Raw genomic sequence first — 21,485 nt, 5'->3', positions numbered from 1 at the left:
GCCTATCGCCTATCGCCGTCTCCTCACGCATATATTCCGCGCTGTCGAATTGTGAACTGCACACGATCTACTGCCAGCATGTAGGCGGCAATGCGATTGTTTACGTTGTGCGTCTCTGAATAGCGAACCACTTCGTCGAACGATTCTTTCAGAATGTCTTCGAGTTGCTCGTTCACTACAGACTCTTTCCAGAAGAAGCCCTGGCGATCCTGCACCCACTCGAAGTATGAAGCGGTTACTCCGCCGGCATTCGCGAGAATGTCGGGAATTACGAAGATGTTCTTGTCGGCGAGAATGTCGTCGGCTACGGCGGTGGTCGGGCCGTTGGCTCCTTCGGCAATGATCCGGGCTTTGATCTTGTCGGCGTTGCGGCTAGTGATTACGTTCTCAGTTGCTGCCGGAACAAGGATGTCGCAGTCCGTAACCAGCAACTCATTGGTGTTTGCCGCCTCTGCTCCTTTGAATCCTGTGATCGTGCCATTGCGTTGGCGATGCACGAGGAGTGCATCGACGTCGATTCCGTTCTTGTTATAAAGACCGCCGTCGTATTCGCCGATGCCGATGATCTTGTAGCCGGCGTCGGCCATCAGCTTGGCGGCGTTTGAACCAACATTGCCGAAGCCCTGGATTATCACGCGTGTAGTTTCCGGCTGCATACCTAACTTGCGCACGGCTTCGTTGCAGACGATCATCAGGCCACGTCCAGTGGCCTCACGGCGGCCTCGCGATCCACCGATGTTAAGAGGCTTGCCTGTCACTACGGCCGTGACAGTCTGACGCATGTGCATCGAATAGGTGTCCATGATCCACGCCATCGTCTGCTCGTTCGTGTTCATGTCGGGAGCGGGAACGTCCTTCTCCGGACCGATAAACTCGATGAGTTCGGCAGTGTAGCGACGAGTAATCTTTTCGAGTTCGATTTGCGAAAGCTTCTTGGGATCGCAAATGACTCCGCCCTTGGCTCCTCCGAAGGGAATGTTTACGACCGCGCACTTCCACGTCATCCAGCTAGCCAGGGCGCGCACCTCGTCGAGCGAGACATCCGGGCTGTAGCGGATTCCACCCTTTGCCGGTCCGCGTGCGATCGAGTGTTGCACGCGGAATCCCGTGAAGACCTCGATACTGCCGTTGTCCATTTGTACCGGAATGTGGACGATGATCTCGCGGTTGGGATAGCGCAGAACCTTCCAGATGCCGGGATCAAGCTTCAGTTTCTGTGCCGCCAAATCGAAGCGCGCGGCCTGGGCTTCCCACGGGTTGAATTCCTGTTCGGCGGAGAGAGTACTAATGCTGGGTTCCTTCGCTTGAGTCGTCATCGGATGGTCTCGCTAAAGATCGGATTGAGAAATATGAACGCCGCAGGCAAGACGGGAGCCATCTCTTGAAACCTGCCGCCCGAGCAAACTTATCAGTATAGATTTCGGATACCACACTGCGCAAATAACGAACCTTCAGGGTGGTGTCTTATCAGCATGTCCCATTAAGACACTACCACTTCAGCGGCAATGTTGGATTTGATGTAACCCACAGGGCGTTGCCGACGGCGGGTTCTATCCAGCAAAGGAGAGGCTCTCCCCGCGGCCCAGAGTTAGCGACGTTTTATGGACGCACTGTGGGGCGGTTTGTAATCTGACGCCAAAACCAAAAACTCAGCAGATCAATGCAGATTTAACGGATTGACGCGGATTTTCCTGGGAATGTCAACGGGAACTGTACCTTGGAGATCCTCTACCGACGTGCATTCGTGAACCACAGGATTTCACCAACGGGACTCAGAGGTTCAGGAGATCTCCCTTGCCTATCTGTGTGAATCTCTAAAATCTGCGTTGATCTGCGTGAGTCTTTGCACTTGCAGTTGCTTTCTTCACTCTCCCCTTTTCACAAGGCTTCCGAGTATTCCGATTCTTCTGGCGCGTTGGTTGGACTTTCAAAGAACAACTTGTAGCCATCCGGGTCTGATACGGATGTAACCCACATGGCGTTGCCGACGAATGGCCGTTGCGCTTCGACGCCCTTTGACCTGAGCTCGCGATAGATCGCGAGGGCGTCTCTGCAGGTGAAACAGATCGAGACGCCCACTCCTAGCTTTTCCGTCGGCACATTCGCATGGTGTCCCTCGCGCCAGAACTCCTGCAGCATCAAGGCTGCCTCGCCCAATTCGAGCCAGCACCAGCGAAGCTTGCCTTCGTGAATCCACTTGTTTGTCATCACAAAGCCAAGGCTTTCCGTGTAATAGCGCACCGATCTCTCGATGTCTGACACGCCAAAGAATGGCACAGCCTGTCTGACATTTGCTTCCAATTTCGCTTCAACGCTCACGGTTGAGGCCCCCAAAGACGTTGCCATTCTAAAACTATTGGCACCGCCTTGGATTCCTCCTGCCACTGGCGGAAACGTCCGAAGGATTCGGCGAAAGAGTCTGCAAGAGTTCCGCCGATCCACATTCTTCCTTCCTGCAGCGGCTGAGCCGGAGTGTGCCCGGCCGACTCCACACCTGGAGGACGAAATGTCAGCTGGAAATGTGAACTACTGGAGGATCGCGAGTTGGTTCTTACTGATGCTTCTGGCGTGCGCCATCTTTCTCGGTGCTCACGGGCAGATTGAGCCGCGCACCAGAACGGTAGAGGCTCAGGAATTCGTCTTGAAGGACAGCAGTGGACGAGTCCGGGCCAGGATGGGTATGAAGAACGATCAATCGGCGATCGAGTTCTACGACGAGCAAGGATCCGTGGTGTGGACGGTGCCGAGCAAAGGTTTCAAGCCACTCCAGGTTCACTAGCCTGAGTCGTCGACGTTCTTGGGAGTGAAAAGAGCTGTCAGCCAAAAGCCAAAGAACAGCGAATTTAACAGTGAATTTTCTCAAACTAACTCAGCAGTTATCGACTTCTGCCGAGAATCCGCAAATTGCGGTTTTAGGAACAGTGAATAACAGTGAATTAGCAGTGAATTGTTTCCGGACAGGGCCCTGACTGTAGGTCGACCTTTTTTCGCAGGCCGCTGTTGGACCTGATTAGTTCCTGCGGGCCAGTTGAGGCCACAGCGTCTCGAGGGCGAGCCCAGGACGATCGAACTTTGTCGGCTGACGATCGACGTACTTTCGCCGTGCGTGCTCCAGCGCTTCCAACTGAACTGGATTGAGCACCTGCGGAGCCCCGATCTGACGAGCCGCTAAGGTTACTTTGGCAAAGTGCTCGACGGCTTCCATGCGAAGGTATGCCGTCATCAGATCTTCGCCGTAGGTCACCACGCCGTGATTCGCCAGCAGAATCGCCTGATGATCGCGGATAAACGGCAGGATGCTGCTGGTCAGCTCAGGTGTGCCCGTCGTCGCATATGGGGCCAACGGAACTTTGCCAAGCGTCATCACTACTTCGGCACAAATGGGTTCTTCCAGGGAGATTCCGTTGCAGGCGAATGCCGTTGCCGTACATGGATGCGCGTGCACGACCGCGTCTACGTCACGTCGCTCCTGGTAGATGGCGAGGTGCATCTCAACCTCGCTCGAGGCGTTATAAGTGCCTTCCAGCTTTCCTCCGGCGAGATCGACGACGACCATATCCTCAGGCTGCATCATCCCTTTGCTGAAGCCCGACGGCGTGATCATCACGCGACCTTGCTCAAGCCGCACCGAGAGATTGCCGTCGGTAGCCGCGACAAAGCCGTTCTCATGGAGCAGGGCGCCGAAGCGAACCAGCTCGTGCCGCGCCCGGTCCTCGCAGCTCAGGGAACCGCGCAGAACCGCAACTTGCTCGCGGAACATTGCCATCTGTTGGAGAGGAATCACCGCTCCCCTCAGCATGATGTCTTTCCAGTGCCCCATCAGGACCTCCAACCTCACCTCAGCCAACGCGCTGGCCACAATCTAAAGCAGAACAATATAAAGAAAAATCAGCCATGCAGGAACTCGGATGCGTGACAGATTAGCAGAGCATAACGCAAGTTCGCCCTAGCAAAATGTGGCAGTCGGACCAACCAGCTTCGCCCGAAAGCCTTACCAGCCGTGGACTATCTGTGGGGGATAAGAGGATGAGAAGAATCAGGATTAACGGAAATACGGGAAACTTAAGAGTGTTGGTGGCAGCCAGCTCCGGGAGAGGGGAAATCAACACATACAAAATCGCCCCAAGGACAACACCCAGCACTACCAGTTTGGCCCGGCGACTCACCGCAAATAGTCTAATGCCGGAGCGCAAGTTCCGTCATCCGGACTTTCACGCTTTAGGAACCGAACATGTCAATCTCTGGCGAACTGTGGCCAGTCATGTAAAGAAACGTTTCTTCCGCCCCGATATCGCCTTACTCATTGACAACATAAGCACTTAGCCCGTTATTAAGGTTTGACAACGACAATCGATCCCCACTAGCATGCGACGGCTTGAAAATCTCGCGGGACCCCAATCGCGAGACCTCATATCCCAAAAATTTCACTCTATCGGAGGAGCAAGATGCGTGTGTTGTTCCGTTTTGGACTCATAGCCGCGCTGTGTTGCTGGCTGGCCTGTGCCGCAATGGCGCAAGAGAACACTGGATCGATCTCGGGAATCGTCAAGGACCAAAGTGGGGCCGTCGTTCCCAATGCCAAAGTCACTCTCACCGATACGGACAAAGGCGTTGTCGTTCGAACCGCCAAATCGGGAGGCGGCGGTGAGTTTTCCTTCCCTGCGTTGCCGATCGGACACTACTCCGTAACAGTGGAGATGCCCAACTTCCGGACCTTTTCGCAAACGGGCATGGCGCTCAGCGTCAACGATAAGCTTCAAGTAAATGCCACTATGCAGGTCGGGTCTGAGGAGCAGAAGGTTACAGTCGAAGCCTCAGGACAGCAAGTAAACCTGGAAAGCGCAGTAGCCACTGGTGTGGTAAATGGCACTCAGATCCGCGAACTCGCTATGACCAGCCGAAACTACATGGAACTGGTGGCATTAGTGCCGGGAACGTCCAATTCCGGGAATTCCGACCAGCTCTTCCCCGGGGCGACTGCTCCCCTCGGCACGAATTTAGCGAGCATCCAGGTGAACGGAAATCGGCGTGAAGAGAACAATTGGCTTGTGGACGGCGCCGACAACCTTGATCGCGGCTCTAACCTGACTTTGCTCTCGTTCCCCAGCGTCGACGCTATCGCTGAGTTTCGCGTCGTACGCGGAGTCTACGATGCCGAGTCCGGCCGCTCTGCCGGCGCTCAGGTCAACGTCTTGACTCGCTCCGGGACCAGCACTTTTCACGGAGGCGCGTACGAGTTCTTCCGCAACGACGTTCTCAACGCCAACACTTTTTTCAATAAGCGCGCCACACCCATCGTTACACGTCCAAAGCTTCGCTACAACGATTTCGGTGGCACTTTTGGTGGGCCCGTCTGGATCCCTAAGGTTTACGAGCAAAAGGACAAGACGTTCTTCTTCTTCTCCGACGAAGCTCGTCGAATCGTGACTTATTCAAACCCCACTGCCAGCGTGCCCTATGCCAGCATGCTGAGTGGACAATTCCAGCACACCGTTTGCACGAAGTTTGCGAATTCCGGCGGAACGGCGGGTACCTGCCAGGCTTATGGCACTTCGATTCCGGCATCTTCCTGGGACCCGATTGCAGCAGCATATGTGAAGGACATCTTTTCTCTTTATCCCCAGCCAAACTCTCCCGCGGCAGCGAATCCCTTCAACAACATTTCTGCGCTTCGGGGAATATTCAACTTTCGCGAGGACATGATCAAGGTTGACCACGTCTTTAGCTCGAAACTCACGGTCAATGGCAAATACCTCCACGACGTCAACCCGACAAGAGAAGCTGGCGGATTGTTCTTGAACATGCCACTCGACAACATCGCTACGACGTCGACTAACTCACCAGGCCATCAATACAGTCTTGCTGCCACACTCACGCTAACGCCAACACTGCTCATCGATGGCGGATATCGTTACTCATACGGTGCGCTGATAAATACGGCAGTAGGCGCGATTAACTTCGACAAATCGCCTGATGTCAAATCGGCAGTGGGTAACACATTGCCATTCGCAAATCTTCTTGGTCGCGTCCCCGGCCTAACTATCTCGGGCATCAGTAGCGGTCTTTCGCCAACTGCGCCCTACAATGACTTTAACGTCAATCACAGCTATTACAGCAATGTGACGAAGGTCGTCGGCAAACACACAATGCGGTTTGGCGGAATCTTCTATCACTACAACAAACATGAGAACCAACTGAGCGGATCGAATAATGGCGCGTACTCTTTTGATACGGTCAATGCGCCAACAGCGACCACGACTTTCGGCGGCGCGCCTGTCTGCACAGGCACGGGAGCAGCAGGTGGAACGTGTCCCTTCGGCGCCGAGCAATCGTGGGCGAACTTCCTGCAAGGCCAGCTCAGCAGTTTTTCACAAGCTAATTTGGACGTTACAGCCAACATCTTCGACAATCAGTTCGAATACTTTGCTCAGGATACTTGGCGCGTTCGTCCAAACGTGACCGTAACCTACGGTGTGCGGCATTCTTTCTTTCGCCAGCCCACCGACGCCAGCGGTCCGAACGGCACCAGCCGTTTGAGCAATTTCGATCCTGCACTTTACGATCCGAGCAAGGCTCCCTGCATTACCTCTACCGGAGTGAACGATGTAAAGCTCACCAATGGCATTCCTACCAGTAGCACCTGCAACCCCAACTACACCCCGCTGAACGGCTTCATCTACGCAAATCCGCCGACATTCGCCGGGTTCACAGGAACAAAATCGCCATTCGGTAGCAAAGTGGGCAAGGAGTTCAACCGCGCGATTGCACCCCGAATCGGAATCGCTTGGGATCCATACGGTGACGGCAAGACATCGGTCCGCTTTGGCTATGGCATGTTTTATGACAACGGTCTCGAGTTCGGTAATGCCGAGCTAAACGTTGGCTTAAACCCAGGCTTCCTGCAGAACCTCAGCATCACTCGCAGCACGCTGTCGAGCCCGGTGGGAACCACTACCGTCGCAGCTACACAAACACCTCCCTCGATCAACGCCCGCATGCCCATCGACTACCAGTCGCCGTATTCGCAGCAGTGGAGTTTGGATGTTCAGCGTCAACTCCCGGGAAATTGGTTTGTCGATATCGGTTATTACGGCAACAACGGTATCCACCTGCCGGGCATCATCGATCCGAACCAGCCGGCACCCGCGGCATACGTGAAGTGCACAACTGCAAGCCCCTGCTTCGCCGGCCCCACCGCCGTTGCGGGCAACGGGGTGGATATCTCAACCGGGTGTCCAACATCCCAGCCATGCGTCAACGGTTCAGGCAATACCACCAAGCTGAACGTTGTGCGGCCGTTTGTCGGCTACGGTCCAGAGACTGGGTTCCTCGACATCTACACCTCCAACTATCACTCGCTGCAAACGCAGGTACAGCGTAAATTCTCGGGCAACACATACGTGAATTTCTCCTATACCTGGTCGCATGGCTTGACCACCGATCCTGCTGATCGCTCAACCGGCGGCTACAACCTTCCCCAGACGCCGACTGACTTTAGAAATAACTACGGTCCTACCGTTGCGGATCGGCGCAATGTAGCAACTGGAAACTTTGTATGGGAGCTGCCCTGGATGCGTGACCAGCATGGAGCCATCGGCCACCTGCTGGGTGGATGGGAGTTCTCGGGTGTGCAGACGTTCCAGAGTGGACTTCCGCTTACAGCAATTATCGGGAACCTCGGATGCAACGCCGGAACAGGTACGAACTGCTTCGATGCAATTGGTTCAGCCTGCTTCGGCGCTACTCCGATCGGCTGCCGTGTAAATCAAGTTGGCGATCCCAATTCGGGCGCGCAGCACTCATTCACGAATTGGTTCAATGCGGCTGCGTTCCAGACTGCCCCGGCAGGACAGACAACTACGCCGACCGAGCGTCCCGGTGCAATCCGCGCCCCTGGATTCTGGAAGACGGATCTGTCTCTCTTCAAGAACATAAAGTTCACCGAGCGCTTCACGGGACAATTCCGGTTGGAGTCGTTCAATACCTTCAACCACACCAATCCGATATGTTGTAACAATGGCGCGACCACCGGCACGAACTTCTCTTCGACGTTCTTCAACCAGGTCAATAGCACGCGCGATCCGCGGATCGTGCAGTTGGCGATGAAGTTCAACTTCTAAGTAGCTGCTGTGAAAAAGCCCACTCGAAAGAGTGGGCTTTTCTTTTGGAGTCCTAGACCAGCTTCTATCGACGAGCTCCGCCGCCGCTGGCTACAGGAGCGACCTCGTCCCAAATCAGGACATGCCTTGTTTCCTTAAGCAGCAACGAGCCTACGATGAACGTGATTCCGGCCACCGTCATCGGGTACCACAAGCCGGCGTAAATATTCTGGGTTGCGGCGCAGCTCCATAGACCAATGAGGGGCAACAAGCCTCCGAACACACCATTCCCGATGTGATACGGCAGTGACAGCGAGGTATAGCGAATCCTCGCTGGGAAGGCCTCTACCAGATATGCGGCGATCGGTCCGTAGACCATGCACACGTAGATCACCTGAATCCAAACCAGGAATACGAGCATGGCAAAATTCGGATTCTTTGCTTCTGGAGCCGGCACAAGCTTTCCGGTGGGATCGGGAGTCAACGGGGTAAGCTGCGTGGCTCCCGTCACTCTATTCTTCGTCGAGCTCACGCTCACTACGTTGTTTCCGGCCGCGGCTTGCATACCGTGGTAGATCGGATAGTAAGTGATCACGGCAAGCAAACATCCCGCCATGATGATTTTCTTCCTGCCAATTCGGTCGGAGAGGGCACCAAAAACGGTGAAGAACGGCAGCGAAAGCAGCAGCGCCGTGGCAATAATGATGTTCGCGGTCTTCGGGTTCACCTTCAGGATGCTCTGCAAATAGAAGAGCGCGTAAAACTGTCCTGCGTACCAGACCACGCCTTGTCCGGCCGTAGCTCCGAACAACGTGATGAGCACGCGCTTCAGATTCGTCCATTGCGTGAAGGATTCCTTCAGCGGGGCGAGGGAGGCCATTCCCGCACTCTTGATGTGAGTGAAGATAGGAGACTCGCGCATCTTCAATCGGATGTATAGCGAGATGGCCACCAACACGATCGAGATCAGGAAGGGAAGGCGCCATCCCCAGGCGGCAAACTCTTCCCGGCTCATGGACGACTGCGTCGCCAGGATCACAATCAGTGACAGAAACAGGCCGAGCGTAGCGGTAATTTGAATGAAACTCGTGTAGAAACCTCGTTTCTCATCAGCAACGTGCTCGGCAACATAGATCACGGCTCCGCCGTATTCGCCGCCGAGCGCAAGACCTTGCAGTACGCGAATGCCGATCAAGGCGATCGGAGAGAACAACCCAGCCGTCTTGTAGGTTGGCAGACATCCGATCAGGAAGGTCATGCCTCCCATGATGGAGAGGGTCACGAGGAAGGCGTACTTTCGCCCGACCAGATCGCCGATGCGGCCAAAAAAGAGAGCGCCAAACGGACGCACGAGGAATCCCACGGCGAACGTGGCCAGATAGGCGATGTAGGCAAATGTGTCGTTGCCGGGTGGATAGAACTGCGGAGCCAGAATCGCGGTGAGGCTGCCAAAAATATAAAAGTCATACCACTCGATCATCGTGCCCACGGCAGATGCGGAGATGACCTTCCACGGATTAAAGTCGGCCGCGACGCTGCCCGGTCTCGAGACATTCGTGGCTGCTCCCATCGTTAAGTTCTCCTGTTGCGCAGAGTCACATGCTGGCGTGTCACTGTAGCCGGAGCTTTGAGGTTTGTGAAGTTAATACTGGATTAACAAAGTTGTAATCTGCGAGACTGCCCACCCACGCATCGCAAGCATGTCCTTGTGCCTCGCTTACCGTGAGGCTAGAGTGGATCCAGCAACCATGCCATCCGATACCAGTCCAGAAGCAGCCGCAATCCAGGCAGAAATCTTCCGCCGCATGACGGAGGCAGAGCGAGTCAAGATGGCGCTGGAGATGAGCGATTCCATGCGCAACGTAGCGCTTGCAGGTCTGCGCAGCCGTCACCCAGAAATGACGGAAGAGGAATTAAACTGGGAGCTCATGCGGTTGATGTATGGGTTCGTTCCGAAGCCGTGACGCTGGAAGCATTCCTGTCGCGCCTAATACCTGCACTTGAGCTCTCACAAGTGCCATACATGGTGACGGGTTCTGTGGCGAGTTCTGCACACAGTGTACCAAGATCGACCCTTGACCTCGATATCGTAATTGCGCCGACGCCTCCCGAACTTCTCCTACTGATGCAACAATTTCCGAGCAATCGGTACTACGCCGATACAGAACAAGCGTTGCAGGCTCTGGCAAACAGGAGTCAATTTAACGTAATTGATTTTGCAACCAGCTGGAAGGTGGACTTCATTATTGCCGAAGATACTGAGTACGGGCGCACTGCGATGAAGCGACGTAGGCTGATCCAGATTGCCGGAAAGGCCATCTACGTCTCATCAGCTGAAGATGTAATCATCGCCAAATTGCGATGGGCGAAACTGAGCGGCTCAGAACGGCAACTCCGCGACGCCGCAAGTATCGTAGGCGCACAGGCTGAAAAGCTCGACATGAATTACATCGAACGATGGGTTCTCGAATTTGATGTAAACCCTCAATGGTCCGCGGTGCGCAAGAGCGCATCCTGAGAGACGATTTTAGGACCACGACCTCGCTGGAGATATAATCGCGCTCCTTCACTCGAACGAGGGGGACCATGCGTTTCACGCGCAGAGAGGCACTGATTTCCGCGGGCGTGCTCGCTAGCGGCGCCGCGTTGGCTGCCAAAGCCGACCAAAAACTTCAAGATCCGGCTCCCAACGCCACGGACAGAAAGCAGCAGAACACGCATGTCGATGAAGTCTCGACTGGGACGCGATTAGCGTGCCTGGCCGATTACGAGACCGCCTCCAGGCAGCGCATTCCCAAAATGTTTTGGGAGTTTTACAACGGGGCCGCCGGCGATGAGCTGACCATGCGCTGGAATGTCGAAGCATATCAGCGCATGCGACTCAAGCCTCGCGTACTGGTAGACGTTTCAGCGCTCGACACGCGTGTGACTCTCTTTGGGCAGGAGCATGCTTTCCCGATCCTGCTTGCGCCGACGGCGTACCAAAAACTGGCACATCCCGAAGGCGAAATTGCCACTGCTCGGGGCGCAAATACCGCGGCTGCGACGATGGTCTTGAGCACGAGTTCGACGACGGCGGTCGAAGACGTCGCTCGATCAGCAAAAAGGCCTCTGTGGTTTCAGCTTTACGTGCAGCGCGACCGTGGCTTCACCCGCGAGCTTGTCCAGCGCGCCGAAGCCGCGGGCTGTCAGGCGTTATGTCTCACGGTGGATACGCCGGTGGCGGGAGCCAGGAATCGTGAGGATCGCGCTGAATTCCGCCTGCCCAGCGGTTTCGAACTGCCCAACCTCCGCGGTCTCAAAGTCGATGGCGTCGATGTCGCAAAGAGCGGAACAGGCCACCTCGCGCTGGGCAACAGTATCTACAACGCAATCACTGATCCTTCGCTGGCGTGGAAAGATGTTGAATGGCTTAGGAGCTTCGCCAAGATTCCCTTGCTACTCAAGGGAGTGCTGAACCCCGATGACGCCGACCATGCCTTGAAAAGCGGAGCGTCAGGACTCATCGTGTCGAATCACGGCGCACGCAACCTTGACACTGTGCCGCCCACAATTGAAGCCCTGCCTCTGATTGCGGAACAAGTCTCGGGACGCGTGCCTGTGCTGGTTGATGGAGGCATCCGCCGTGGGACAGATGTTCTGAAGGCTCTGGCTTGCGGCGCAAATGCAGTCTTAATTGGACGCCCTTATGTCTATGGGCTTGGGGTGGCGGGTGAGGATGGAGTCGCACGAGTGGTGGAGATTTTGCAGCGCGAGTTCAAAATGGCGATGGCACTGACAGGACGTCCAACGATCGCGAGCATTGACCGCTCGGTGATCTGGGCCAGCCCACTCGGAAGGGGATAAAGGCTCAAAAAACTGGCGCGCCCTGAGAGATTCGAACTCCCGACCTACTGGTTCGAAGCCAGCCGCTCTATCCAACTGAGCTAAGGGCGCGCTGAAAGTCATTGTACCGCGCTTTTGCGGCGGCTTCTCACTGTCCTGCCGTCCCACATCGACGTGGCCCATTTACCGCTCGCTGCGTATTTACTGACTCACCCTGCCCGGTTTGCTATATTCGATGGTCATTCCCAACAGCAGCAGGGACATGCGTAGTATCCCCGCGGGAGGATCGGTGCCCAGCCAGCAGCAGGTGAAGTGGTCGCAGCTACGCGTCGGAATCACGGTCCTGGTTGCTACTGTCACTCTCTTCGTTCTCATCTTCTTCATGAGCGGCACGGTCAGTCCTTTCAGTAAGAAGATTCGTCTGCGTGCCTACTTCGAGAACGCCGCTGGGTTGGTAAAGGGAGCGCCTGTACGACTCTCCGGTGTGGACATCGGGAACGTTGACAGCATTCACATTGTTCGCGATCCCAAACGTCTACTGACGCCGGTCGAAGTCATGATGAAGGTAACGGCGCAAGCGCGCCCGGATCTGCGTAAGGACTCGAAGGCTACGCTGGCCACCGCCGGAGTGCTCGGGGCTACCTTCGTTGACATCGATAGTTCACGAGCCAAAGACTCCCCGGTAAACGACAACGACGAGCTGCCCACTACTGAGACGCCGGCCTTGCAGGATGTTCTCAAATCCAGCCAAGGTACGATCGACAAATTGAACGTGATCCTTACTCGCGTCGACGACATCGTCTCAGCGATCCAAAACGGAAAAGGATCTGTTGGCAAAATCATCAACGATCCTGAACTGTACAACCGCGCCAACACGACGATAGCTCAACTGCAAAGACTTACTACCCAGGTCTCGGAAGGCAAAGGCAGTATCGGCAAGCTGCTGTATTCGGACGATCTTTACGACCGAATCAACGATTCGGTCACAAAGCTGAATAAGATGGTCGACGACGTGAATTCCGGAAAAGGGAACTTGGGCAAGCTCATGAAGGATGAGCAGCTCTACACGAACCTGAATCAGACTGCCGCAAAACTGAAAGATCTGATGGCTGACATCGACGCCGGCCGCGGCACTTTGGGCAAACTCGCCAAAGATCAGGAGTACGCGCAGAAGATCGATCGCATCACCACGAATATCGAGAAACTCTCAACCCGCCTCGAAGCCGGGGAGGGCACTGTCGGCCTGTTGTTCAAGGATCCCGCACTCTACAACAACGCCGATCAAATGCTGGTGGAGAGTCGGCACCTGGTGAAGGCCATTCGCGAAAATCCGAAAAAGTATCTGACGGTTCACTTCAAGTTGTTTTGAGGGAAGCTTCTAAGCAGCTGAGCTTCGGAGCTTCTAAGCAAAAGGCAAAAGCTAAGGCCTCGCGATTGCTAGGCCTTTTTTTTTGCTTAGCAGCTTAGGAGCTTAGCCGCTCAGAAGCTGTTTTTACTGCAACAGCCCGCCATTCTCGTTCTTCTCCTCTGGCGGAATCACAACAGCAGCGGCCACGCGATCGCCGGGATCCAGGTGCAGCAGGCGCACCCCTTGCGCATTGCGTCCGGTCTCGCGGATCTGGCTGTTCGGCAGACGGATGATCTTGCCGTACTGGCTGATGAGCATGCATTCCGAATCCTCTTCGACTTGCATGATGGCGACCACTTTTCCGTTGCGCTCTGTCGTCTTGACATTGATCACACCTTTGCCGCCGCGATTTACTAGTCGATACTCCTCCGCATCGGTGCGTTTGCCGTAACCGTTTTCTGTGACGGACAAGATGAGCGATGGCGCCGGCTTGGCCTCGCCTTCGGTGTCAGTTCCCCTTCCGTCCCCGGGCTTTTTGGCGCCTGGAGGATCTGTCACCGCCATTCCGACGATGTAGTCTTTCACTTCGAGATTCATGCCGCGCACTCCGTACGCGGGCCGGCCCATCGGGCGCACATCGGCTTCTTCGAAGCGAACTGCCATTCCTTCATGCGAAGCCAGGAAGACGATCTTGTTTCCGTCGGTGATACGGGCGGCAACCAACTCATCGTCTTTCTCGATGCCGATGGCGATGATGCCGCGCGACATTACGTTGGAAAAGTCCTTGAGCGGCACCTTCTTCACCGTACCCTTGCGCGTGGCGAAGAAGACATACTTGCCCTCTTCCTCAAGGTCACGGACATTCTGAATGGCGCATACTTTCTCGCCAGGCTGCAAAGAGATCAGGCTGGCGATGGCCTTGCCTTTGCCTGCGGGTCCCACATCGGGAACCTCGTAGACTTTGAGCCAGTACACTCGACCGGCGCTTGTGAAGATGAGCAGGTACGCGTGTGTGGACGCGATGAGCAATTGCTCGACGAAGTCCTCTTCGCGCGTGCTCATGCCCTTGCGGCCCATGCCGCCGCGGCGCTGCTGGCGATACGTGGAAAGCGCGGTACGCTTGAGATAGCCGGAGTGAGAGACGGTTACTGCCACCTGCTCGTCGGCAACCAGGTCTTCCAGCGTAATCTCAACACCCTCGTCGGTGATTATGGTGCGGCGCTCGTCGCCGTACTCCATCTTGACCTCCTCGAGTTCCTTCACGATCAAGTTACGCAGCTTCTTCTCCGAGGCGAGGATGCTCTCGTACTCAGCGATGCGCTCGCGAATCTCCGCGAGTTCGTTGAAGATTTCTTCAGTTGAAAGCCGCGTGAGTCGGTAGAGCTGCAGATCGAGAATTGCATCCGCCTGACGACCGCTCAGCTTGCCGGTTGAGTGGATCTCCTTGTCGGTGATCTTGAAATTCGCAGCAAGCAGAGCCTCGCGAGCTTCGGTCCGCGATGCGGATCCACGAATCAGCTTTATGACTTGATCGAGATTGTCGAGGGCGATCTTGTAGCCTTCGAGGATGTGCTCGCGTTCCCGCGCGCGCGCCAGCAAGTACGCTGTGCGGCGCCGCACTACATCGACGCGGTGATCGATGAAATGCTGAATGGCCTGCACCAGTCCCATCTCGCGCGGCTGGTTGTTCACCACCGCGAGGAAGATCATGCTGAAGCTCTCTTGCATCGAGGTGTGCTTGTAGAGCTGGTTGAGCACGATCTGGGATTCGGCTCCGCGCTTGAGCTCGATGACGATGCGCATGCCGTCGCGATCGGATTCGTCGCGCACGTCGGAGATGTCGTCGACAACTTTGTTGTTCACCAGCTCAGCGATGCGCTTAATCAGCGCCGACTTGTTCACCTGGTAAGGAATCTCAGTGACGATAATCGCCTGCCGGCCTTGCGTCAGGTTCTCGATTGCCGCTTTGGCACGCACCATGAAACGGCCACGGCCGTTCGTGTATGCCTGTTCGATCCCGCCGCGACCATAAATGAAGCCTCCGGTGGGGAAGTCCGGTCCCTTCACGATCTTCAGAATGTCTTTGAGTGTCGTCTGCGGACTTTGAACCAGGGTAATCGTCGCGTCGACGATCTCAGTCAGATTGTGTGGCGGAATATTCGTCGCCATACCCACCGCGATTCCGTTTGAACCGTTGACCAGCAGATTGGGAATGCGAGTAGGAAGAACCGTCGGCTCGGTGGTGGATTCGTCGTAATTAGGAACGAAATCGACGGTGTCCTTGTCGATATCCGAAAGCATCTCGCCTGCAATTCTCTCCAAGCGGCATTCGGTGTAACGCATCGCGGCCGGCGGATCGCCATCGACTGATCCAAAGTTTCCCTGGCCATCTATGAGTGGATAACGCAGAGAAAAGTCCTGCGCCATGCGGACTAGCGTGTCGTAGATCGCGCTATCGCCATGCGGATGGTACTGGCCCATCGCCTGTCCCACGACCTTGGCGCACTTGGTGTACTTCTTGTTGTACTGCAGGCCCATCTCGTTCATCGTGTAGAGCACACGACGATGCACGGGCTTGAGTCCATCGCGCACGTCAGGCAATGCGCGCCCGATGATGACCGACATGGCATAGTCGAGATACGAACGGCGCATCTCCTCTTCCACGTTGATGGGAATAATGTTGGCTGCGCCAGGTCCTTGCGGCGGCTCACCGCCTGGTGGCGTTAGGGGAAGTTGGGGGTTCTGTTCGTCAGCCATTCTTGAAAAGCTGCTAGCTGTTGGCTGCTAGCTGCTGGCTCCTTGTGTTAAGTCGTTACTGGATCTGCGTTCCCACGCCACAGGGCGTGAAACAGGCATGGCACTCGCTTCGACAACGCCACTGGCGAGGCCTGTCGGATTGCCTGTAAACTGTTGTTTTCTCAGGATGTTAGCTGCCCAGCGTGCAGGTCTGATTATAGCACGGAAGTGCCTTCTTCTGGCCCGCTAACAGACGGGGATTTAATGCTTCCGGGAGATGGTTAGTCGAGGCTCGGTTCAGCGCAAGAAGTGCGGCTCAGACGCTCGCTTCACGGCACATGGAATTCCACACCGTTCTCTTCGTTCTCGCGGCGCGTAGCCTCCAAATCGAGCGAGTCCAGCGGGATCTTCTTCAGAAACGTGCTCTTCGTAAGGTCAATGAGGTTGCCGCCCACAATCGCGTAATTTCGAAGTTCGGCCTTGTGCCCGTCACGATACACGAGCGTCGTCTTTGGCAGTTGCTCCGGGGGCGCTGGTGGAGCAGGATCAGCGTTCGCGCGTGCCGATTCACGCGGAGCCGGTCGCAGATGTGAGTCGCCTTCCTCGAACCCCTGATCATCGTACCGCGCCTCATCCTTCGCAGACGAACGTTCGTCTTTGATGATGATTACCTGGGGCGGCGGAGCCTGAACCTGTTGCTGCACAGGCTGCTGCGGCTGGTCATAGTACGACGCGTCGGAATAGTCCGGATAACCGTAGTAGCCGTAGTACGGAACCGCATATACCGGTGTTGCAGAGTGTTTGTGCCCATGTCGGCAGCAGAAGCCATTGGGCTGCAACGTGCTAGGCCTTGGATCTGAAACGCTAGCGGGAACGCCGCGAAGTGAGCCGTCCGCTCGAGGCGAAGTGACCGAGGCAGGGATGCCCTTGAATTCGATTCCGCCTCGCTGAGCAAAGAGCCCGAGAGGTGCGCAGAACGCCGAAACCATCAAAAGCGTCTGGATTAACCTGCGCATGACACTATTTTAGACTCGCGCTGGAGCCTAGAGTTGCGAATTCTTTAACGATCCCGGGAGCAAGAAGTTTCCCACGCAAGGGGATTAAACTATTCAGGCCTTGAAAAAGCCACGATTTACGAGGTTTCCTGCAATAACACTATCTCTGTTGAGCCGTATGCCGACCTATCCCACCCCTCGTCGCCTTAAGCGTGGCTGACAAGGATTCCCGCGGAATCGACGTGATAAACGGCCCGATCAGCCATCCCAAACCCGTCGGTACGTCGCGCGTCAACGAGATCGCGTCGCAGCGCACATACACTCCGCCGTCCCGTTCCAGGAATCGCCAATACGTGTCCATGCTCCACATGTACCCCTCACCCTTGCCCGGAGGTTTCTCGCGCTCGTCCGGTTGATTCGCATTTTCCACCTCGGTCACACGAGTGGTATGCGAGCGGCTGTAGGCGCGTTTGGCATCGAGTTTGTAGTAGTGCGCGTCGTGCTCGGTGTTGAGAACCACGGTAATGATCTTCTTCTTGGCGAACCGGAGGTAGGCAACGAAGTGATCGTCGTCGCGATGCAGCAGCTTCGAGCGGGCGACTTCAGGCTTGTAGTAGTCCTGGTGATGATCGTAGTCCTCGAGAAACGACAGCACTTTATCGAGGTTCGTATCGGGAATGAAGACAAAACCAGACCAGTGATGAACCAGCCCATCTGGAACTTTGGCATCCTTCGAAGAAGCCAGCGATGCTTTCTCGATAACTATGCCGCCCTGCTTTAACTCCTCATCGCGCGGTGCGACATCTCCCCAGAAGAAATTTGGACTGTTCTGCTCGGCATCCACCTTCTTTTCAGCCAGCACCAAATACCGATCGTATGCATCGCGCGTTTTCTGCTTGAGGTCGAAGGCGATGAGTGATGGATCCAGCGCCAGCACAAACATCAGGAAAGCCAGCGGGCGAAGCAAGCCAAGCTGCATTTTCACATTGTATTTGGCGCGTCTTTTGCTATACGGCGCGCAATAGCCGACGTGTGAAGACGGGGTCTGTTGGCACCCGACCACGGCTTCCGTGGCTTTATCCCACGGAATTTACGCAAAGGCTGGAATGGGATCTTCGGCTTTGCGTAAGCTCGAATTTCGTCACCAAAGCCTATGAACTGCAATCGAGAACTTGTAGCCGAGATTTTCGAACGAGCCACTTTCATCCGGGATCTCGGAATTGTCGTGACTGGCTGTGATTCGGGCAGCTGCGACACCGAACTGCAAATGCGTCCGCCGCTTCAGCAGCAACACGGATTCCTTCATGCAGCGGTCATCACCGCGATGGCCGATCACACCGCAGGAGCCGCTGGCGCGACCCTGATGCAGGCCGGCCAGGACGTAATCACTGTCGAATTCAAAGTGAGCTTCCTGCGACCCGCGGTCGGTCCGCTATTCGCGTGTCATGCGCGGGTACTTCGGGCAGGAAAGGATCTGATCTTCACTGAAGCGGACGTGGTTGGATGTACCGGCCGGGAGTCGCCAACAAAGCTGCTGGCCAAATTCTGCGGGACGTTAAAGATTATTCCTCACACTTATTTGTAGCGGATGGAGCTGCACGAGTCGGCACATTTCTTCTCATACTGTCATCCCTCGCGCCGCCGCGACGCCACCATCCAAGCGAGACACAGGTTTGCGGCGCGGGGGATCTGCTGTTTTGTTCGCAGAGAGGAAAGCAGATCCCCCAGGCCGCATCTGCCCCAATCCCAAATTGGGATTCATGGCGGCGGCCTGAGGGATGACAGTCTATGTATTAATGCAATCGGTGCAAAGGGCTGAGCACACCTACGCCGGACTCGATTGCAATTGGTACGGAGCAAACCACTCCAGTCCGTGCTCGGTAGTGAGGAGAGGATCGTATTGGCAACCAATCCAGCCGTCGTAGCCGATCGCATCGAGATGTCGGAATAGAAAATTAAAGTTGATCTCCCCGGTGCCTGGTTCGTTGCGTCCGGGAACATCGGCGACCTGGACGTGGCCGATGTGACTGAGGTTCTCCGCAATCGTACTGGCGAGGTTTCCCTCGGTAATTTGCATGTGATAGACGTCGTAAAGCATATACAAATTGGAATGATTCACTTCTTCCATGATCGCGAGCGCATGTGACGATCGATGCAGGAAGAAGTTGGGGTTGTCGTACACATTGATGGGCTCGATCAGCAGCTTGATATTCAGCTGAGCCAGTCGTGAAGCTGCATGCCGCAAATTGCCAACCAGAGTTTCGTGAATCGTTAGGGGACAACTCTCGGCGGGCATGATGCCGGGAAGACAATTCAGTCTCTTGCAATCGAGAGCAATGGCATATTCGATTGCCGTTTCCAGGCCTTCTTTGAATTCGGGAATGCGATGCGGATCGCACGCCAGCCCGCGCTCGCCCGCCTCCCAATATCCCGAAGGCAGATTGAACATAACCTGCTGCAGACCGTGCCGCTTCAGAAGCTCAGCAAGCTCTTCCTTGGGGTAATCGTAGGGAAGCAGACATTCGACAGCGGAGAACCCGTGTTTGGCGGCCGCCTCGAAGCGATCTGGAAATGGAAGTTCAGTGAATAGACTAGAAAGGTTCGCAGCGAATCTTGGCATTCGTCCTGTTGTTTCTTAGTGCTGTTTTACCAATATACCGTGCTGATGAGGAAAAACATCGACTTCACAGGCTGCAGAAAACTACGTGGAATCTAAGGCCTGTCATCCTGAGTCCGCCGTGGCGGGCGAAGGATCTCCCCGGAATGCTTCAGACTTGATTGCCCCCTCCTGGCACTTCGGCCAGAATTCTCGTGAAAGAGCCCAGAAAGTGCAATTGAGATCGATGCATCCCGGGAGATCCTTCGGCCAACATCGCGCCTCAGAATGACAGTTCACCATTGGCCCGAAATTTATGTCCGTTCTCTTACACTTGACTACAACGCCGCCACCCCACGCTCGTAATTGCGAATGCGAATCGCTTCGTCGACTTTGTAGAGAAAGATCTTTCCATCTCCAATGCGTCCAGTCGCGGCAGTTTTCACGATGGCATCAACGACGGAATCTACCGTTTCGTCCTCAATCACAACCTCAAGCTTGATCTTCGGCAACAGGTCGACAGAATATTCACGCCCCCGATAGGTTGCTGTGTGCCCTTTCTGTCGCCCGTGTCCCCTTACGTCGGCCACCGTCATTCCTTCGACGCCCAATTCGGTGAGAACGTCTTTTACGCTCTCAAAGACCGATGGTTGAATAATCGCCTCGACTTTAGTCATGCATCCTCTTGTCCGCTCTGTGCAACATTGCTAACCCAACACAACTAGAACGCAGCAAGCCCGGTTGGTGATCCGAACTCGCCGCGTTGATTTGTTTAGTCTCCGCTTGCTACGCGGCTTACAGTGTGGATTGGCATCGCTTCCACCTCCAGTGCCGGAGCAGGCGCTGTTACACCCGAAGGACGCGACAAGGAAGAGATCACATACTCGGGATAAGCGGAGATTCCATGCTCGTGCAGATCCAAACCGTAGAGTTCGCCTTCTTTAGACACGCGCAATGTGCCGGTAGCGTTCACCAGGTACATCACCGCGAGTGCGAAGAAGAAGGTGGAAAGCGTGATGATCAGGCTGCCGAGCGCCTGCGCCTTCAGCACTTGAGTTCCTCCGCCGTAGAAGAGTCCTTTCAGGGCGGCGGAATTGTCAGGCGCGAGTGGTCCGGTTGCTCCGTATTTTCCGCAGGCGAACAGGCCCAGTGATAATGTGCCCCAGATGCCGCATAAACCATGAACGGGAACAGCCCCGATGGGATCATCGATCCTCATCCATTCCAGCAGTTCGACGCCGAGGACAACCAGCACACCCGCAACTCCACCGAGGAGAATCGCTCCCGTCGCGCTCACCCAATAACACGGGCACGTGATCGCCACCAGGCCGGCGAGAAATCCGTTTACGGTGAAACCTACATCCCATTTCTTACTTCCCAGGTAGGCATAGGCCATGGCGGTGAGTCCTGCGGCGCATGCCGCAAGGGTAGTATTCGTCGCGACTCTGCCGATGCCTTCAAAGTCCATCGCCGACAAGGTGCTGCCCGGATTGAAGCCGTACCATCCGAACCACAGGATCAGTCCGCCGCTTGATGCGATGACGAGATCATGAGGCAACATCGGAGCGCCACCGTCGCGCTTGAACTTGCGGCCGAGGCGCGGGCCCAGCACGATGGCTCCAGCCAAAGCGATAAAGCCGCCGATCGTGTGCACCACGGTAGATCCGGCGAAATCATGGAATCCCATTCCTAAACCGGGAAGGAACTGTCCGGGACTGCCCATCAGAGCCAGGAAGCCGTCGGGCCCCCACGCCCAGTGCCCGATGATCGGATAGATGAAACCAGAGACTGCGACGCTGTAGAGGAGATCGCCAACAAACCCCGTGCGTCCAACCATCGCTCCGGAAGTAATCGTCGAGCAAGTGTCGGCGAACGCAAACTGGAAT

17 protein-coding genes and 1 tRNA gene are annotated in these 21,485 nt (G+C 55.6%); 7 read left to right on the top strand and 11 right to left on the bottom strand.

Features of this window, described 5'->3' with window-relative positions:
• Nucleotides 1–23: 23 nt before the first annotated feature.
• Both VNX88_20775 and VNX88_20770 read right to left on the bottom strand, forming a co-directional pair.
• Complete coding sequence (locus VNX88_20775) at nt 24–1,316, bottom strand: Glu/Leu/Phe/Val dehydrogenase (protein HWY71113.1); 1,293 nt, start codon at nt 1,314–1,316, stop codon at nt 24–26.
• Nucleotides 1,317–1,878: 562 nt separating this feature from the next.
• A complete protein-coding gene (locus VNX88_20770; GenBank protein HWY71112.1) occupies nt 1,879–2,346 on the bottom strand; it encodes a VOC family protein in 468 nt (155 codons plus the stop codon).
• A 160-nt stretch (nt 2,347–2,506) separates the two neighbouring features.
• Here VNX88_20770 and VNX88_20765 point away from each other — a divergent pair, with 160 nt between their 5' ends.
• Nucleotides 2,507–2,779, top strand: coding sequence for a hypothetical protein (locus VNX88_20765; GenBank protein HWY71111.1), 273 nt, complete (start codon nt 2,507–2,509; stop codon nt 2,777–2,779).
• Between the two features lie 231 nt (nt 2,780–3,010).
• Here the strand turns inward: VNX88_20765 and VNX88_20760 are convergent, their stop codons facing one another.
• Nucleotides 3,011–3,820: a class II aldolase/adducin family protein gene (locus VNX88_20760; GenBank protein HWY71110.1), complete on the bottom strand. Its 810-nt coding sequence runs from the start codon at nt 3,818–3,820 to the stop codon at nt 3,011–3,013.
• Between the two features lie 625 nt (nt 3,821–4,445).
• On the opposite strand from VNX88_20760, the gene VNX88_20755 reads away from it, so the two are divergent.
• Nucleotides 4,446–8,120: a carboxypeptidase regulatory-like domain-containing protein gene (locus VNX88_20755; protein HWY71109.1), complete on the top strand. Its 3,675-nt coding sequence runs from the start codon at nt 4,446–4,448 to the stop codon at nt 8,118–8,120.
• 64 nt (nt 8,121–8,184) lie between these two features.
• On the opposite strand, the gene VNX88_20750 is transcribed toward VNX88_20755, so the two are convergent.
• Nucleotides 8,185–9,669 carry an MFS transporter gene (locus tag VNX88_20750; protein ID HWY71108.1) on the bottom strand — a complete coding sequence of 495 codons (1,485 nt, stop codon included), beginning with the start codon at nt 9,667–9,669 and terminating at the stop codon, nt 8,185–8,187.
• A 163-nt stretch (nt 9,670–9,832) separates the two neighbouring features.
• Between VNX88_20750 and VNX88_20745 the strand changes: the two genes are divergently transcribed.
• From VNX88_20745 to VNX88_20735, 3 genes are all read left to right on the top strand, one after another.
• Nucleotides 9,833–10,063, top strand: coding sequence for a hypothetical protein (locus VNX88_20745; GenBank protein HWY71107.1), 231 nt, complete (start codon nt 9,833–9,835; stop codon nt 10,061–10,063).
• Nucleotides 10,064–10,137: 74 nt separating this feature from the next.
• Entirely contained in the window at nt 10,138–10,617 is a 480-nt protein-coding gene (locus tag VNX88_20740; protein ID HWY71106.1) for a hypothetical protein, read from the top strand.
• Between the two features lie 68 nt (nt 10,618–10,685).
• Entirely contained in the window at nt 10,686–11,945 is a 1,260-nt protein-coding gene (locus VNX88_20735; protein HWY71105.1) for an alpha-hydroxy acid oxidase, read from the top strand.
• Nucleotides 11,946–11,958: 13 nt separating this feature from the next.
• Here VNX88_20735 and VNX88_20730 read toward each other — a convergent pair.
• A tRNA-Arg gene (locus tag VNX88_20730) sits at nt 11,959–12,035 on the bottom strand.
• Between the two features lie 151 nt (nt 12,036–12,186).
• On the opposite strand from VNX88_20730, the gene VNX88_20725 reads away from it, so the two are divergent.
• Nucleotides 12,187–13,293: an MlaD family protein gene (locus VNX88_20725; protein ID HWY71104.1), complete on the top strand. Its 1,107-nt coding sequence runs from the start codon at nt 12,187–12,189 to the stop codon at nt 13,291–13,293.
• 123 nt (nt 13,294–13,416) lie between these two features.
• Here VNX88_20725 and gyrA read toward each other — a convergent pair whose 3' ends face one another.
• From gyrA to VNX88_20710, 3 genes are all read right to left on the bottom strand, one after another.
• A complete protein-coding gene (gene gyrA, locus VNX88_20720) occupies nt 13,417–16,029 on the bottom strand; it encodes a DNA gyrase subunit A (GenBank protein HWY71103.1) in 2,613 nt (870 codons plus the stop codon).
• Nucleotides 16,030–16,337: 308 nt separating this feature from the next.
• On the bottom strand, nt 16,338–17,024 hold the full coding sequence (locus tag VNX88_20715; protein HWY71102.1) for a hypothetical protein: 687 nt from the start codon (nt 17,022–17,024) through the stop codon (nt 16,338–16,340).
• A 139-nt stretch (nt 17,025–17,163) separates the two neighbouring features.
• Nucleotides 17,164–17,982 (bottom strand): hypothetical protein, encoded by an 819-nt coding sequence (locus VNX88_20710; GenBank protein ID HWY71101.1) that lies wholly within the window; start codon nt 17,980–17,982, stop codon nt 17,164–17,166.
• Between the two features lie 174 nt (nt 17,983–18,156).
• On the opposite strand from VNX88_20710, the gene VNX88_20705 reads away from it, so the two are divergent.
• Nucleotides 18,157–18,588 carry a PaaI family thioesterase gene (locus VNX88_20705; protein ID HWY71100.1) on the top strand — a complete coding sequence of 144 codons (432 nt, stop codon included), beginning with the start codon at nt 18,157–18,159 and terminating at the stop codon, nt 18,586–18,588.
• A gap of 240 nt (nt 18,589–18,828) precedes the next feature.
• On the opposite strand, the gene otnI is transcribed toward VNX88_20705, so the two are convergent.
• The 3 genes from otnI to VNX88_20690 all read right to left on the bottom strand — a co-directional run.
• On the bottom strand, nt 18,829–19,623 hold the full coding sequence (gene otnI, locus VNX88_20700) for a 2-oxo-tetronate isomerase (GenBank protein HWY71099.1): 795 nt from the start codon (nt 19,621–19,623) through the stop codon (nt 18,829–18,831).
• Nucleotides 19,624–19,937: 314 nt separating this feature from the next.
• The gene (locus VNX88_20695) at nt 19,938–20,276 is read right to left on the bottom strand and encodes a P-II family nitrogen regulator (protein HWY71098.1); all 339 of its coding nucleotides are present in this window, start codon (nt 20,274–20,276) and stop codon (nt 19,938–19,940) included.
• A 95-nt stretch (nt 20,277–20,371) separates the two neighbouring features.
• Nucleotides 20,372–21,485 (bottom strand): hypothetical protein (locus VNX88_20690; protein ID HWY71097.1); only part of this gene is annotated, 1,114 nt, incomplete at its 5' end.

This window comes from Terriglobales bacterium (assembly GCA_035567895.1).
GTDB lineage: Bacteria > Acidobacteriota > Terriglobia > Terriglobales > Acidobacteriaceae > Gp1-AA112.
The sequence above is the reverse complement of the archived record's forward strand: the minus strand, read 5'-3'. Positions and strand labels throughout refer to the sequence as shown.